General features: G+C 30.4%; 20 protein-coding genes. 10 read left to right on the plus strand and 10 right to left on the minus strand.

All coding sequences use genetic code 11. The features are described from left to right. Window position 1 precedes the first annotated feature (1 nt). Genes ACP5GV_RS00365 through ACP5GV_RS00375 form a run of 3 tightly spaced genes read right to left on the minus strand, consistent with a single transcriptional unit; the run spans window position 2 to window position 1,865 of the window. Window positions 2-1,189 carry an NAD(P)/FAD-dependent oxidoreductase gene (locus ACP5GV_RS00365; RefSeq protein WP_428101663.1) on the minus strand — a complete coding sequence of 396 codons (1,188 nt, stop codon included), beginning with the start codon at window positions 1,187-1,189 and terminating at the stop codon, window positions 2-4. 21 nt (window positions 1,190-1,210) lie between these two features. Further along, the gene (locus tag ACP5GV_RS00370) at window positions 1,211-1,450 is read right to left on the minus strand and encodes a sulfurtransferase TusA family protein (protein ID WP_292319362.1); all 240 of its coding nucleotides are present in this window, start codon (window positions 1,448-1,450) and stop codon (window positions 1,211-1,213) included. A gap of 10 nt (window positions 1,451-1,460) precedes the next feature. Continuing rightward, entirely contained in the window at window positions 1,461-1,865 is a 405-nt protein-coding gene (locus ACP5GV_RS00375; protein WP_428101665.1) for a DsrE/DsrF/DrsH-like family protein, read from the minus strand. Window positions 1,866-2,037: 172 nt separating this feature from the next. Between ACP5GV_RS00375 and ACP5GV_RS00380 the strand changes: the two genes are divergently transcribed. Beyond that, window positions 2,038-2,484: an AAA-associated domain-containing protein gene (locus ACP5GV_RS00380; protein WP_292319364.1), complete on the plus strand. Its 447-nt coding sequence runs from the start codon at window positions 2,038-2,040 to the stop codon at window positions 2,482-2,484. A 184-nt stretch (window positions 2,485-2,668) separates the two neighbouring features. Here the strand turns inward: ACP5GV_RS00380 and ACP5GV_RS00385 are convergent, their stop codons facing one another. Further along, complete coding sequence (locus ACP5GV_RS00385) at window positions 2,669-3,028, minus strand: ArsR/SmtB family transcription factor (RefSeq protein ID WP_292319365.1); 360 nt, start codon at window positions 3,026-3,028, stop codon at window positions 2,669-2,671. 258 nt (window positions 3,029-3,286) lie between these two features. Between ACP5GV_RS00385 and ACP5GV_RS00390 the strand changes: the two genes are divergently transcribed. Further along, window positions 3,287-4,189 carry an RIO1 family regulatory kinase/ATPase gene (locus ACP5GV_RS00390; RefSeq protein ID WP_428101667.1) on the plus strand — a complete coding sequence of 301 codons (903 nt, stop codon included), beginning with the start codon at window positions 3,287-3,289 and terminating at the stop codon, window positions 4,187-4,189. Then, window positions 4,179-6,152 carry a DUF460 domain-containing protein gene (locus ACP5GV_RS00395; protein ID WP_428101669.1) on the plus strand — a complete coding sequence of 658 codons (1,974 nt, stop codon included), beginning with the start codon at window positions 4,179-4,181 and terminating at the stop codon, window positions 6,150-6,152. Before ACP5GV_RS00390 ends, ACP5GV_RS00395 begins: the two co-directional genes overlap by 11 nt. A 1-nt stretch (window position 6,153) precedes the next feature. Here ACP5GV_RS00395 and ACP5GV_RS00400 read toward each other — a convergent pair whose 3' ends face one another. Continuing rightward, a complete protein-coding gene (locus ACP5GV_RS00400; RefSeq protein ID WP_428101671.1) occupies window positions 6,154-7,374 on the minus strand; it encodes a methionine adenosyltransferase in 1,221 nt (406 codons plus the stop codon). Between the two features lie 234 nt (window positions 7,375-7,608). Between ACP5GV_RS00400 and ACP5GV_RS00405 the strand changes: the two genes are divergently transcribed. The 3 genes from ACP5GV_RS00405 to ACP5GV_RS00415 are packed head-to-tail and all read left to right on the plus strand — an operon-like array spanning window position 7,609 to window position 10,276. Further along, window positions 7,609-8,421: a CBS domain-containing protein gene (locus ACP5GV_RS00405; RefSeq protein WP_428068969.1), complete on the plus strand. Its 813-nt coding sequence runs from the start codon at window positions 7,609-7,611 to the stop codon at window positions 8,419-8,421. Window position 8,422: 1 nt separating this feature from the next. Then, window positions 8,423-9,412 carry a CBS domain-containing protein gene (locus tag ACP5GV_RS00410; protein ID WP_428101673.1) on the plus strand — a complete coding sequence of 330 codons (990 nt, stop codon included), beginning with the start codon at window positions 8,423-8,425 and terminating at the stop codon, window positions 9,410-9,412. Between the two features lie 6 nt (window positions 9,413-9,418). Next, entirely contained in the window at window positions 9,419-10,276 is an 858-nt protein-coding gene (locus ACP5GV_RS00415) for a CBS domain-containing protein (protein ID WP_428101676.1), read from the plus strand. 17 nt (window positions 10,277-10,293) lie between these two features. Here ACP5GV_RS00415 and ftsY read toward each other — a convergent pair whose 3' ends face one another. The 3 genes from ftsY to rpl18a are packed head-to-tail and all read right to left on the minus strand — an operon-like array spanning window position 10,294 to window position 11,916. Beyond that, window positions 10,294-11,208 (minus strand): signal recognition particle-docking protein FtsY, encoded by a 915-nt coding sequence (gene ftsY / locus ACP5GV_RS00420; protein ID WP_428101678.1) that lies wholly within the window; start codon window positions 11,206-11,208, stop codon window positions 10,294-10,296. A 4-nt stretch (window positions 11,209-11,212) separates the two neighbouring features. Beyond that, a complete protein-coding gene (pfdA, locus tag ACP5GV_RS00425) occupies window positions 11,213-11,650 on the minus strand; it encodes a prefoldin subunit alpha (RefSeq protein ID WP_428101680.1) in 438 nt (145 codons plus the stop codon). Next, window positions 11,650-11,916 carry a 50S ribosomal protein L18Ae gene (gene rpl18a, locus ACP5GV_RS00430; RefSeq protein ID WP_428068962.1) on the minus strand — a complete coding sequence of 89 codons (267 nt, stop codon included), beginning with the start codon at window positions 11,914-11,916 and terminating at the stop codon, window positions 11,650-11,652. The genes pfdA and rpl18a overlap by 1 nt, the downstream gene beginning before the upstream one ends. Before the next feature lie 145 nt (window positions 11,917-12,061). Between rpl18a and ACP5GV_RS00435 the strand changes: the two genes are divergently transcribed. The 4 genes from ACP5GV_RS00435 (at window position 12,062) to ACP5GV_RS00450 (ending at window position 14,574) form a co-directional block, all read left to right on the plus strand. Then, on the plus strand, window positions 12,062-12,349 hold the full coding sequence (locus tag ACP5GV_RS00435) for a 30S ribosomal protein S26e (RefSeq protein WP_367117879.1): 288 nt from the start codon (window positions 12,062-12,064) through the stop codon (window positions 12,347-12,349). Between the two features lie 19 nt (window positions 12,350-12,368). After that, entirely contained in the window at window positions 12,369-13,316 is a 948-nt protein-coding gene (locus ACP5GV_RS00440; protein ID WP_428068960.1) for a beta-ribofuranosylaminobenzene 5'-phosphate synthase family protein, read from the plus strand. Window positions 13,317-13,388: 72 nt separating this feature from the next. Continuing rightward, window positions 13,389-14,042 (plus strand): haloacid dehalogenase, encoded by a 654-nt coding sequence (locus ACP5GV_RS00445; RefSeq protein ID WP_428068959.1) that lies wholly within the window; start codon window positions 13,389-13,391, stop codon window positions 14,040-14,042. Further along, the gene (locus tag ACP5GV_RS00450) at window positions 14,029-14,574 is read left to right on the plus strand and encodes a hypothetical protein (protein WP_292319377.1); all 546 of its coding nucleotides are present in this window, start codon (window positions 14,029-14,031) and stop codon (window positions 14,572-14,574) included. The genes ACP5GV_RS00445 and ACP5GV_RS00450 overlap by 14 nt, the downstream gene beginning before the upstream one ends. Window positions 14,575-14,625: 51 nt before the next feature. On the opposite strand, the gene ACP5GV_RS00455 is transcribed toward ACP5GV_RS00450, so the two are convergent. After that, window positions 14,626-14,973 carry a hypothetical protein gene (locus ACP5GV_RS00455; RefSeq protein WP_428101683.1) on the minus strand — a complete coding sequence of 116 codons (348 nt, stop codon included), beginning with the start codon at window positions 14,971-14,973 and terminating at the stop codon, window positions 14,626-14,628. After that, window positions 14,934-15,815, minus strand: a complete 882-nt coding sequence (locus ACP5GV_RS00460; protein ID WP_428101685.1) for an MFS transporter — start codon at window positions 15,813-15,815, stop codon at window positions 14,934-14,936. The genes ACP5GV_RS00455 and ACP5GV_RS00460 overlap by 40 nt, the downstream gene beginning before the upstream one ends. Between the last annotated feature and the right edge of the window lie 33 nt (window positions 15,816-15,848).

The raw sequence follows: 15,848 nt of genomic DNA on the forward strand, positions 1-15,848 counted from the left end.
ATCACCTAAACAACTTCCATAAAACCTCTGGTTGTGTATTTTCAAAATAAACATCAAATATAGGATCCCAGAATTCAGGATGCCTTATTATATCCCAATAAGCATCTGCAAACAATCTCTTCATTATAAAATTAATTGTATTAGCTGGAACCTTTGCTGCAGGATGATTATAATCGCTTATAACAAATGTTCCTTTTTCAAATCCTAATTCTGTTGGACAATTTGTTCTTCCTGTATTCCTAGCATCTAATCCTAAAACCCTTTTAGAAACAACCTTTGCTTGTAAATGAGCTGTAACTCCAGTCTTTGCATTAGCTGAAGTTGATGCATCTCCTATTGCAAATGCATCATCGTATTTCAATATTTGATTTGTAAACTTATCGGCATTTATAAAACCATCTTGGTTGATTGCCTCATCTGGTTTAATTTCAATTTTTGGTCCCTTGTGAACTGGGACTACAATAGCTGCATCGTAGCTTAATTCTTCTCCTTCTAGAGACGTTATCTTTTTATTTTCTGTATCAATTTTATCTGCTGTGAAGAAAGTCATTATATTAATGCCTCTTTCTTTTAGTATAGGCTCTAGTACTTCATTAAACGTTTCTGCAGGATAAGCCCTAGGATATGGTACTGCTAATATCATATTAATATCATTTCTAACTCCTCTCAATCTAAACACTTCATCTGCTAACAAAACACCTTCATAAGGTGATGGTGGACATCTATGGTATGGATCTCCTACAGCTATTACAAATGTCCCTTTTTTCATATTACTAACAACATCGAAAACCTTTGACGCATTTTGAGGTGTAGAATGAAAATCTCCATATTGCTCTACTAGCTTTTCATTTCCATCGATGCCTTTATGTTCTATTGTAACTCCTGGAGCAATTGCTACATAATCATAGTTCATAGTTTTGTTATTGCTTAAAGTTACTATCCTGTCTTGTAAATCAACTTTTTTAACTCTATCTATAACTAAATTTACACCCTTAACTAATAAAGAGCTTAATGATCTATATAAATTAGAATAATCATTTCTAAATGCTATTTGTAATAACTGAGGCCAATAATAATGATATGGGCTATCATTTATAACGGTGACATCAAAATCTTTAACTAAAGAGTTAGCCAGAATAGCCCCTCCAGCCCCTCCCCCTACTATCAAAAATCTCTTTTTTTCTGCCATATTAATCACGCTTAAAAAAAATTATTTTTTAGCTGTAATTTTAATAATTGCTATAATTTTATCCTTTTCTTCCCTTAACTCAACTAATTCATTTTTTGTTCTCTCGATCCATGCTTTTATATCGCTCTTAAAACCAGGATCAGTAGCCCAAATTTCTAACACATCTCCATTTTTAGCATCTCTATAAGCTTTTGTTAAATTCGTAATAGGCCCAGGGCATGACAAACCTCTTGCATCTACAACTTTTTTAGCTTCGCTCATATTTCTCACCTTAAATAAACAATGTTTGACCTCCTTCAGCTTGTTGTAAAAATGTCGCAACTCCAACGACATCATCAATCAATTCATTGAAATCTTCTTTCTTTAGCCCCATGACAGATGCCATTAAGCTGCACGCATATACTTTTGCCCCCATAGATTTAGCTTCTTTTACCATTTCTATCCATGAAGGTGCATTGCTTTTCTTCATACCTTCCATTAGCATCGGAACCATATTTTCAAATTCCTTCGGCCATACAGGATTTGATTGCTTTTTTGTGAATTTAGTTAATGCCCATCCTGTTACAAAAATTTGCACATCCATACCTAGGGCAGCTGCGGCCTGGGCTAAAACCCCTACAGGAATTAATTTATCATCCGTACCCGAATATACTATAATAGATAGCTTAGACAACATACCACACCTCTCACTTTAATATTTCCTTTGTAGAGAATCTTATATTTTAACATATACACTATCTATACAATAAAAATAGAATAATTTATATACTAGTCTCTATATAGAAAATCAAAAACTATTTTAAATATAATATAAATTTAAATTCCCTAGAAAACAAAATTCATATTAGGTGCTGAATAGAGTTATGGAGCAATTCCCACTTGTTTATGTAGATCAGGTAATAGGTCTTGTAAAATATTTAAATTCGATAGGAGGTAGGGTAGATTCTTCTAGGTTAGATGAAATGCTAGACGTGGACTTAGATATCTTGCCTCATGTAATTAAAGCAGCTGAGATGTTAGGCCTTATAAAACAGGAAAACGGAGATCTAGTATTAACTGAAGTAGGTAAAAAAATGGAGGATATGGAAAACAAAGATTTAAGAATTATTTTGAAAAAGATAAATAAAAATATAGAACCATTTAAAGATATAATAGCTGAAGTTAAAAAGAATAAAATAACTCTAGAGCAATTAAATAAAATTTTAGAAAAAAATGGTTATACTAATTTAGATGTTGCACTACCTGTGATAACGCAATGGTTGGCATTAATAGGAATAAGTGTCGTTTCAGATTAAATTTTTAATAATTATGATTTTAACTTTATTTAAGCTTATTACATCTGCCATAAAAAGTTCTATTTAGAATTCTAATCTATAATAATCTCAATGATCAAATATAATAAATTTATAATAAGAAATAATTGAATTATAGTTGCTCTTTTTAGCACAAGATCTGTCTACTTTAAAGTGTTTTATATTTTTATATTAAATCCTTTTCCTGAGCTTCTTGTAACTTATCTGGAGCTATTACCATAACCATTTTATTTACCATCAACTCAACAATTTTTTTAATGCCTCTTTGACCAGGTGAATACTTTGACCTGACAATATCAACTTCTTCCAATCTCCTTATTTGGCTGCTTACATTAGCCTTGCTTTGGTTTACCAAATTTGCCAAATCTTCTAAGTCAGCAGGCCCTTTTTGCAGTATTGCTAATATTTTTGCTCTGGTATCGCTTGCCAATGCCGACGAAACCTTAGCGATTGCTTTAGGTCCAATTACATACAATACCTTATCCCTTTCATAAATACCTTCCTTAGCAGGCACGCTTTCTGTCATATCATTTCACTCTCTGCTTCTAACTATCTCAGCGTTTAATATCTATGCAATACAGGGTTAATATTTTTTTGTATCCAATATAGTTATTAAAGTATTAATTTTATTATTTAAAAAACAGCTAATCTTTCATTTACAATTATATTTGTAACATATTCCCACTTTAGTAAAAAATAAAATACATTCTATAATAAATTATAAAAATTTTAAATGCTGTATAAAAGCATTAAATACAGAAGAAATAATTACAGTGATAAAAAATTGGGGATATCATTAAAGGAGAAATACTACAACATGGATACAAACGATTTCAAAGTTTTAAGTTTAATTGAAAGGCTGATGAAAAAGTACGGTTTTGTTCCTTTAGAATTAATTGAGAAGGCATCTAAATTACCGTCGAGTTCCATTAAGCGCACGATACAAAAACTGCTTGACTTTCATCTAATAGTTTCTGAAACTTCCCCTTTTTATGGTTACCAATTAACTTTCGATGGATTAGATATGCTATCTGTAAGATTCTATTTTAATAAAAATATTATTTCGGATTTAGGGCATAAAATAAATACTGGTAAAGAAAGTGATATTTATATTGCTCAATTAGTTTCTGGAAAGGAATCAGTTATTAAATTTCATAGAGAAGGAAGAACATCATTTAAAGCAATAAAAAGAAAAAGAGAATTTGATTTCAAGAAATGGTTATCATGGATAGACTTATCAAAAAAAGTTGCTTTAAGAGAATTTAAAATTTTAAATGAACTATGGAAAAATGGAGCTAATGTGCCAGAGCCTATTTATAGCAACAGAAATTCTTTCATTATGGAAAAAATTGATGGGATAGAGCTATATAAACTTAAGTATTTAGATAAGGAAATAGCTAAAATTATATTAAATGATATAATAATAACATTAAGGATTGCCTATACAAAAATAGGTATAATACATGGAGATCTAAGCCCATATAATATAATAGTTAGTAATGATGAAAAGCCAAGAGGTTTTATAATAGATTGGCCACAATATGTAAGAATAAAGAACAAAAATTCAGATATAGTTTTAAAAAAAGAACTTGAATATTTAGCCTTTTATTTGCATAAAAAATCTGGAGTAGAGGTAAAAGTAGAGGAGCTAATAAACAATATTAAGGGGGGAATTGATGGAAGATAAAAAAGAATTCTTTATTGGCATTGATATAGAAAGTGGAAGCCCCCTCTCTAAAGAAAATCATAAATTTACTGCCATTATATTAGACAAAGATTTAAAAATGATTAATAAAATTAATGGAGTCTCTTTATCTTCTCTAATTAGGCTTGCATGGGAATGGAGACCTAAATTAATTGCGACAGATAACATATTTGAGATAGTTCCTGACGAAAAATCTTTGTCTAAATTTCTCTCTCTTCTTCCCCCTAATACTCAGCTAATCCAAGTAACAATAAATGAAGGCAAATTTGTTGAATTAAAAGATGTAGCAAAACAATTAAATTTAGAGATAGACCAAGCAAAGCTTTCACCAAGCAAAACAGCTTACTTAGCAGCAGTAATTGCAGCCAAAGGTAAAGGAGTAAAAATTGGTTTTAGCAATGAAAAAACGCAAGTTATAGTATCTAAAGGTAGGTGGTCAAAAAGCGGTGGTATGAGCCAAGGTAGATATCAAAGAAGAATAAGGGCATCTGTAAATATTGCTGCTAATAAAATTAAAGAATCTCTTGAAAAAGCAGGCATTGATTATGATATGTTTGTAAGAAAGGGAGAGGGTGGTATTGATTCTGCAGTTTTTACTGTATATGCTCCAAGAGAGAAATTATTTGGTATAGTTAAACCTCATAAAGGAATAGATTACAGTATATCAATTAAATCTGTTTATGATGGAAAAATCTTATTTGGAAACAATATTGAAAAACCTGATAAACCAATAATAGTGGGTATTGATCCAGGTATTACTGCAGGAATAGCAATTATAGATCTAAATGGAAATATATTATATCTAGGAAGCAAGAAAGAAATGGATAGAGGAGACATAATATCTCTTATTTATTCCTATGGAAGACCTATTTTGTTAGCCGTTGATGTTGATATAATACCTGACATGGTTAAAAAACTTGCTGGCCAGATAAATGCTGAAATTTATGTCCCCCCTGAAGACATGCTCGTTGTAGATAAAAGCAACCTTGCATTAAAAGCAACGGGCGGAGATAATCCTGATACAACACATGAAAGAGATGCCTTAGCAGCCGCCTATAAGGCTTACCTTAATTATAAATCAAAGTTATCACAAGTAGAATCTTATGTTGAAAAAATAGACATAGACCTTGATGTTGAAAAAATAAAAGCAGATGTGATAAAAGGTATAACTATAGCTGAAGCTATAGAAAAACAAATCAATGAGATGCTGAACTTAAATGAAAACTACAAAGAGCAAATCAATAACAATTGCAACAATGATAATCAAAGTTTTAACGAATTAATTTACAAAATACAAAAATTAGAAGCAGAAAAAATTGTACTCGAAAATAAGCTCAATGAAATGAAAAAATCACTTTCTATCGCTGAAAATGAAGTTAGAATTGCTAAACAAAACTTAAAAGCAGAGCTACTAAAAGATGAAGAAATAAAGAAGCTTAAAGGAGATGTAACTAGACTTAATTCACTTATTAATGAAATTGAAATGAACTTAAACGTTGCAAATGAAAAAAACAATATATTTAAAAGCGTATTAATGAAAATATTAAACAATGAGCTAATAATTATAAAAAGATTACAATCTTTAAAAATAAACAATATTAAAAAAATTGAAGAAATTTATGGAAAAATAAAAGAAGGAGATGTTATATTAGTTGAAGATCAAGGATCATTTGAAAACGAAGCATTAAATTATATAGAAAAAAGCAAAGTCTATGGGGTTTTATTAAATAGAGATGATACTACTCTTTCAGAACTCTTAACAAAAAAAGGGATTGTTGTTTTAAACAAAACCAAATATAATATTTTCGATATAGATATTTTCACTTTTGGTCCATCAATAATATTAAGTGATATAAAAAGAAAAGGAAAGGAAATCAGAAAAACTAATGAGGATAACATCAATCTAAAAAATATAATAGAGCAATATAGAAAAAATAAATTTTAAACTAGTATAGAGATGCTTCTCCTTTAAGTATTCTCATCGTTAGCGAAGGTAAATTCTCAAGATATTCCTCAACAATACTGTTTATCTCTTCTTTCATATTAGATGTTATCTTTGAATTGTTTTCAGGTATTACAGCGACATCTGCTATCAAAGGATCATTTATTGGTCTTCCGATTTGGCCTAATAATCTCACTGTTACTTCCTTTACACCATTAACTTTAGAATATATTTGTTCAGCTATTTCTTTTGATGCAACATTATAAATTTTACCTATATGAGTAACTGGGTTTTTACCAGCCGTTGCCTCAAGACTCATTGGTCTCATTGGAGTTATCAAACCATTAACCCTATTTCCTCTACCTGTTGCACCGTCATCTCCATGTTCTGCGCTTGTACCTGTTACTGTAAGATAAAATACTCCTTCATCAGGCAAATCTCCATTATTTATATATACCCTTACATTATAATTTGATGCTAATTTTGATGAGATATCTAATACTTTTTCCTTGATTTCTTCCTTAATTTGTAAATACTCACTTGGATTAGTTACAAACCTTGATACTATTGCATTTGCAATTGTTATATCTATATTATTTCCATTCCTTAAACCCATTACCTTAACATCTTCTCCTGATGCAGGAACTTTGCTCTTAAATTCTTTACTGTTCAAAGCTCTCTCAGTCTCATAAACTAATTTTTCAAGTGTAGTCATAGGAGCAAAACCGGCTCCAAAACTTGTATCGTTAGATCTATGAGATTGAGACTTTGAATCATATATACCTCTTAAATCTGCGCTTCCTTTTCCTATTTTATAATCAACTATAACATGTTGTTCTGTGTCTAAAAACCTTAAATTGTTTGAAATCCAATCTTTAACAGCTTTAACTACAATCCTTCCCAAAGGAATCTCTTCAACTCCTTCTGAGGTTTTAACTTCAGTTGTTGCCCTGCCCGAAACTATTATGTATATAGGCTGAAGTACTTCTCCTCCTCCCCACTTTGGCATTGCCTGACCTCCAACTAGTAAAACCTTATCTAAATTATGATGCATTATAACCCCAAATCTTTGTAAGTAATAAAGGCTCAGCTGTCTACTAGCTTCTTCAGATATAGCATCACTTATATAATCCGGATGGCCAAGGCCCTTCCTTTCAACAAGTTCAATCTGATTATCCTGAACAGAAGCGTTTACCAATTCCCTTATTACTACATTTTTCACCATTCTTCGCACCTTTTAAATAGTCTCTGCTTTTTTAAAATATAATACAAAGTTTTAAATTATTTTGCCCATACTTATTTATTATATAAATAACAAAATATTTTTATTTCTTAATTAATTGTGTTATTAAATTTATCGTATAACCTACTTTAGAGTTAATTGAAAAAAATCTAAAGATAAACATAAATACTTGATCATTTATAATATAAATGGGTGAGAAACCTGCAGAAATCCTTTTTGTATGAAATAGGTAACACAAAAATTATTTCCTTAATTGACAAGTCCAGACCCATTGGATATAGTGATGACTCTATAGCAACTTTAAGAAAAATTATAAGAACTACAGGAGCTAGAGCATTACCTATAATAGACAAGAATACCGGGAATTTCATGGGTATCATAGATAGAGGAGATATATTAATAGTATCTTCTACAAAAACTAATGCAATAGCTAGTTCTATAGTTAAAGAATTACCAATAGAATTAAACCCAGATATTAAAATAATAGATGCTTTAGAGCTCATGTTTAAATATGATAAATGGGAACTTCCAATAATTGAGAATAAAAAATATATTGGATTATTCAGTATTTCAGATATAGTAAGATTTTTATTTAATAATGCAAAGGATTATTTAAAAAGTCTTAAAGCAGAAGATTACATGACCAAGGATCCAATAGTCGTAAGCCCTGATGATCCAATATCCAAAATTTGGAAAAAGATGGTAGAATTAAAATACGCAGGTCTTCCAGTTGCAAATGAAAAACAGAAACTGGTTGGAATTATAACTCAATTTGATTTAATTAAAAAGGGTTATACTAGAGTTCATTTTGAAAGTGAATCTGGAATAGTTAAAACCACAAAGGTTAAAGATGCTATGACCTATACTGTTATTTACGGATATCCATGGTCTACCCTTTATGAAATTTCCATACCAATGGTCAAAAAAGATTATGGCAGGATACCAATAGTATCTAGCGAAAACGATAAAAAAGTTATCGGTATAATTGATAGAGAAGATTTAGCGAAGATAATAATTAGAGGTGATTGATATGAGCAGTTCTAGGAGGATGACGAACATTAAGGTATCTAAAGCAGTTAAACCTGTTACAAGCATATCATCAAAGTATTCTATTGGTTATAGATATGTAAGAGCTGATTCAGAGCCAAATTGGTCTCAAAAAATAAAAGAGAAACCAGGAGATGCTAGCATATTAGCATCAAAGCCAGCAATCACTATAAGCTATAATTCAACTATATTAGATGCATTAGAGAAAATGTCTCAATATAACGTGAGGGGTTTAGTTGTTGTCGACACGAAGCAACTATTAAGAGGCATAGTCATGGCTACTGATTTAGTGAACTATCTTGGAGGGGGAGAGTTCTATAATATAATACAAAAGAGATATGCAAAAAATCTATTTAATGCTATCCAAAATGAAAAAATATCAAGTATAATGAATTCTATGCCAGTATTTGTTAAAACATCAAATAAATTGACCGATATAATTAAGATAATGGCTGTTAATAGCCTAGGCTTGTTACCAGTTGTTGATGAGCAAAGCAAGGTTTTTGGAGTAATAACTGAGCATGATATTGTTAAGCACATAACATACAAAAACACAGGAAAGAAAGTTTCATCTATTATGACATCAAATATAGTTGCAGCCTATGATAACGATACATTAAAAAGAGCGGCCCAGTTAATGTCTTTATATGGTTTTAGAAGGATTCCAGTAATTTCTATATCTCTACCTGAAATTATTGGAATAGTATCAGCAAAGGATTTCATTAATTATTTTGGCTCTCACGAAGCTTTCAAAAACCTTAGTTCATATGATATAGAAGAAATACTCTCCACACCTTTAACTCAAATAATGAAAAAGGAAATAAATACGATCAATGAAAATGCTGATATAGGAGATGCTGCAGCTGAAATGATAAACAATAACACAAATAGCTTAATAGTCACTAATGATAACAATGAGGCTGTTGGAATTATTACAGAGAGGGACGTACTTATGTCATTAGCTTTAAGGTGATATCAAATGGCACCCAGAATATCATCATATATGAGAACTCCAGTATACGCTGTTTCTCCAAACGATTCCTTAGCATATGCAAGAAACTTAATGTTAAAAAAAGAAATAAGCAGACTAGTAATAGTAAACGAAAAAGAGGTTCCAATAGGTATATTAACAACGACTGATATAATTGGAGCGCTTTTTGGAAAAAATTATCATAAACCTCTTGATTCTATATTAGTAGGAGAAGTCATGACAAAAGATCCTATAATAATAGAAGAATCAAAAAGTATAAAGTCTGCATCTCAGCTAATGTTAAAACATAGAATAGGAGGACTACCAGTTGTTGATTCTGATAAAAAGCTCGTCGGAATTATAACTAAAACAGATATAGTCAAAGCATATTATGATAAGTTCAAAGGAAAATATAAGGTTAGCGATATAATGAGAAAGGATTTTTCAACTGCTTTACCAGGTCATAGCATATTTTATATAGCTAGGCTAATTGAAGCTGACCTTACTGGCAAGGTAATAGTAGTTGATGAAGCAAATAAACCTATTGGAGTTATAACGAAAAAAGATATTGCATATGCACAAATTCCTTTATCAGTTCTTATGTCTAGAGGTAAAGACAGGTATATTAAAAATAAAGTACCAGATTTATATAAAGAAAAAATAATTAGTTTGAGGATGTATTTGGTCCCAATAGCAGAAGATATAATGTCTCCTAATCCTTTGATAATAAAACCTGATGAAGATTCATCTAATGGAGCAAAAATTATGATCGATGAAAATATAGGTGCTCTGCCAGTAGTTGACAATAACATGTTAATAGGAATAATAACAAAATTGGAATTCATGAACATTATAGCCAGGGAATAAAATACTGATTTTTTTAACTAACCGAATAAATTATTTACATATTCATTTGAATCAAATCTCTTAATATCATTGTAACTTTGCCCATATCCTATAAAAAGTATTGGCTTGTTTGTCACATTAGAAACAGATATCGCTACACCTCCTTTAACATCTGCATCAATTTTGGTTATTATTATACCATCAATCCCTATATTCTCATTAAACATCTTAGCCTGCTCAACTGCATCATTACCGGTCAATGCGTCGACTACTAATATCTTCATATCAGGTTTAGTCACTTTAACAATCTTTTTTAATTCTCCCATCAGATCTACATCGCTGTGCATTCTTCCTGCTGTATCAACTAAAACAGTGCATAGATTTCTTGATTTCGCAAATAATATAGCGTTATATGCAACACTTGCGGGATCTGCTCCATACTGGCCTTTTACTATAGGTACATCGATTTTCTTGGCATGGACATCAATTTGTTCTTGTGCACCTGCTCTAAATGTATCCGCAGCTGCAATAACTACAGAAATGCCGTTCTTTTTTAACATGTTTGCAAATTTTGCTATTGTTGTTGTTTTTCCTACTCCATTTATTCCAAGAAAAACTATAACATAAGGCTCGCTTTTAGAGCATTTGCTTTTTATTTTATCTATTAAGTCAATATTATCATTACCAAACGATTTTATTATTGATTTCTTTATAGAATCCTTAACAACTTCTTCTATTTCTTCTCCTCTTTTTATTTTAAATCCTATTAATTGTTTTTTTACATCATCGATAATATTATTGGCTATATCGTATGCTACATCATTTTCTATCATATCTAATTTTAAGTCATCAAGTATTTCTTCAATATCATCTTCCTTTATTTCTTTATATTCAATCTTTTCCTTAAAAGTATTAGCTACTTTTTGAAAGGCCTTTTTTAGGCCTTCAAACAAAACATTACACCTTTTGTTGCTGCACCTGCTCTGCTATTTGTTGTAAAATCGCTTCATATTGATCTTCGAGCTTTTCTAGTTGAGAAAGCCTCTGACTAACATCATTTATAGCCTGGTTTAGCTCCCCTTCTCTTTCAGTCAAAATTTTCATAGCTTCACTAGTATCTAGCTTTGCAAATATATTTGCACCTAAATATATAATAAAATGGTTTTTATCGCTTGGCTTTGCTAAAGTCATTGCAACGTAACCTGGATCTAAAGGAAAAACCACATCTCCTTCTGGGCCATTGCTTATAGAGTCTATACTAGATTTTGCCTTCGTAACTCCATCTTTTTGAAGTAATAGTTGAGATATCAGTGTTCTTAATTGCGATATTTCTGATCTTATAGCTTCAAGTTGTGCAATCAACGCATTTGGATCTATTGTTTGAGATCTTGACATTAGTGCTTCACCACTCCATTAATTTCCAACAACTTTAATAGCGACGGGTCAGACACATATTCTAATGGAATTTCTTCAACAGATTCTATTTTTATATGCTCCCTTTTCATTTTATGCCTGCTACCTAATTCTGAATATACTCTTTCTATAGCATGCTCTTTTTTCATACCTCTTACATATATTTCAAACTTACTCCATGTTGGGAATTTATCGTGAGCAACCATCATTTTTCCTTTTACTAAATATACCTTTATTTCGCTTGCCATTCTGAATCCTCCTTCTATTTTTAACTCCCATTAGCTAAGTAATATTATGTAACATTTTAAATGTTTTTAAATACATAAGGTCATTTTAAAAAAGCTCCATTTTAACTTATAAATTCTAGGAAATGGTAAAGATATGGTGCTAAAGTTGCCAAAAAAGAGAGAAAGCAGGGGTAGAAGAAAAGGGGATAAAGGCAAATCAAGATTAATTCAGTGCGACAATTGCGGTAGACTAGTCCCAGAAGACAAAGCAATATGCGTAACTAGAGATTACATGCCAGTAGATCCACAACTAGCTGAAGAGCTAACAAAAAAAGGAGCAATAATACCAAAATATCCAGTTACAAAGTGCTATTGCATAAGCTGTGCAATACACTTCGGATTAGTAAAAATAAGAGCAGAAGATTCAAGAAAACCAAGAACAAACCTTTTGTAGGTAGTTCTTGGGGATATTAATGAAAAAAGAAGTTTTGATTTCTGCGCCCAGTCATGTTCATATTGGAAATATAGATCTTAACGGTAATTTAGGAAGAAAGTATGGAACGCTAGGATTCGCATTAGAAAATCCAAGATTTGTATTAAAATTAAGTTTATCAGAAACTGATTATGCAAAAAATGAAGATATTATTAATTATATAACAATTTATAAGCAATATTTGAATTGTAATAAATCTTTTGAGGCCGAAATAATTGAAGATATACCAAAAAACGTAGGTCTTGGAAGAACTACATCATTAATATTGTCTATAGGATTTGGCATTACCTACTTATGCAATAAAAAAGCAAGCATAGATGAACTAGCAAAACTAACAAATAGAGGCAATCAAAACTCAGGATTAGGTGTAAATGCTTTCAAATATGGCGGATTTATTATAGACGGAGGAGTTAAAGATAATAATGTGGCCCCACTAATATTTAGAGGCATCGTTCCTGACGACCTTAGAATTATTGTTGCATTACCTGAAAAACCTATTAAAAAAATATTGGAATTGAAAGAACATGAAGAAGAGATTTTATCAAACTTACCCGTAATGGAAGAATCGTTTTCCTCCTATTTATCAAGATTAGTCTTAATGAAAATAATGCCGAGTTTTGAAGAAGAAGATTTTAAATCTTTTGGTGAAGGGCTTACAGAGTTTAATTCTTCATTGGGGAGATATTGGAAAAAATATCAAGACAGTATATACTGTTGCAAAGAGGTGGAAGAGATAATAAATGAGCTAAAAAGCTTAGGCGCGTATTGTGCATGCCAATCAAGCTGGGGTCCAACAACTTATGGGCTATTTGATTATAAAAAATCAGACAAAGCATTAGAAGTAATAAATGAGCTAGTTAAAAAACTTGGTGGAGGAAAAGTTTGGGTTACAAAAGTAGATAATACTGGTGCTTTTTTAAAAGCATAAATTTATTATAAACATAAATAGGAAAAAAGATTTATGAATCCTTGTTAAACAAAATTAAGAGAGTAGATAAAGATGCTAGAGAAAAAAAGGAAGCTGGAAGATGCAATTAAATCAATTGAATTATATTTAAAAAATTTAGACTCTATCAGAGAAGAATTAGTAAAAATGTCTAGAGATGTTATTAGGCTTAGTGGATGGAGCATAACTGAAGCTCATAAAGGTAATATAAATAATGCTTTAAACTATTTAGATGAATGCGAAAGAAAAAGTAATGAATTGATGAAATTAGCTATAAGTGTACCAGAGCTTACCTATTCTGGTTTACTATATAACGCTATAAGCGAATATGTTGAGGCAAAAATCTTCTTAAACATAATAACCAACAAAGAAATACCTATATATAAAGAAATTAATGTACCTCCAATACCTTATCTTCAAGGATTGGGAGATGTTGTTGGAGAACTAAGAAGATATGCATTAGAATCTGTAAGAAAAGGAGATTTTAATTCAGCATGGGAATCTTTAGAAATAATGGAATCAATATATTTAGAGCTTAGGGGCTTAGATTATCCTGATGCTATTTTACCTGGTGTAAGGCATAAAGCTGATGTAGCAAGAAACCTAGTTGATGAAACTAAGGCTTTGTTAGTTGATCTGCAATCAAGAGAAAACCTAAAAAATGTTTTAAGCAATCTCATGGAGAGGAAAAAAGATGAGCGACGTTGATCCAATAGATCAAGCATTTAGAAATATAATGGAGAAAGTCTATTGGATAGAAGATTTAAATGAAGCAGAAGTCGAGCTAGTAAAATGGTTAAATAAAATGGATGATGATTTAAAGCAGTTACTTATAGAAAGGAGGAAAAAATATTGCGGGAACCCGATGTCAGTTTTTGAAATAATTGGACTTCAAAATTACTTAGAACAAAATGAAGAAAATAAAAAAGATATAGAATACAGAATTGCTATGGCTAAAGAATTAATAGATATGGGATTGCTTCTTCAATGTTTGCCTATATGGAATAGCATTGAAATTAAGGTTAAAGCGAAAGTGCTTGCGCCATTATATAAAGCATCTTACGCTTATGAACTTGCATTGAAAAATGGTATTGAAGATATAGATGAAACTCATCTAAATAAATCTATAGAAATGGCAGAGACGGCATTAGAGAAAGCTGATGATTTAGGACTATTAAGCGAATTGAGAAGCTTTGTGGAAAATTCTTTGGGAAAATTTGTATCAAGTTCATTTAATTAGGTATTAAAATAAAGAACTTTAAAAAATATTTCCCATATAAATAATAAAAATTTAATGATCCATTTTAAATCTAATATCATTTTCTTCATAACTAAATATATCCTTTAAAAAATAATAAGTTGGCAATGATAATAGGAACATTAAAATAGAATTCATAAAAATAACGTTTGTTAACGGAAAAAATTTTGCTAAAAAACCATAAATTAGTGCCATTATTGGAGAAGAACTTGCTAAAAAAATAGTTGCAAGTGAGTTAACCCTGCCTAAAATCTCATTTGAAATTATTTTTATTAATTTTGATGTTAATGGTATGTTAGTAAATGCGCTAAATAAACCAAGTATAGTAACAATTCCTATATCTATATAGGTACCTTGCTTAACGATATTATAAGAAAGCATAAACCGAAAAAAGCTATGGAAAGAGATATAAAATAAACATTTTCAAGATACCGACTTATCTTAATTCCTATTAAACCTCCAAGAAATGAACCCAAAGAAAATCCAAGTAGAAATAAAGTATAATAAACAGAATTTGTATGCAATACCATATGAAATAAGCCAGCAGCATAAACATCCAAAGATATAAATAGGCCATTTATAATCATACCTATTAATAAGAAACCTAATATGATTCTTATAACTTTTATAATAATTTTATAGCCATATTTATTCGTTTTGTTCATTGTAACTATTTTCTTAGGAATGCTTAGAATTATGGATACAAAGGACAAAAAGGCAATTAAAGTAACAAAATATTGCAATAAAAAACTTATAGAAATACCTCCTAAGGCTATACCTAGAATTTCTGAAAAACCTCTACCAGCTTCAACAAGTGAGATAGCCTTGCTCATATTATTATAACTTACTAACTCTTTAATTAATGTTGAAAATATGTCAGATGAAATATTTGAAAGTAAAGAGGATAAGCAGGCAACAATATAAATCCAAAATAAATAATGAAAAATAAATAATGAAAAATAAACTAAACTCATAAAAACAGAGCTATAAAACATAACTTTTTCTCTTGAGAATCTATCAAGAATATACCCCTCAGGTAAGAGAATTATTAGATACCCTAATAAAGATGTAGTTGGTATCAAGCTTACCAAGAATATTGAGTTATATTTTACCATTAATATCCACATATAATATATATAGAACATTATTGAGGTTAATCTTAAAAGATTCCTGCTCATAAAGTATCTTAAAAAAGTTAATCCAATAATATCAGTTGGACGCATAAGTAACTCCACCTCGTATAAATGTTTCTTATA

The organism is Caldisphaera sp., from assembly GCF_049974385.1.
Taxonomy (GTDB): domain Archaea; phylum Thermoproteota; class Thermoprotei_A; order Sulfolobales; family Acidilobaceae; genus Caldisphaera.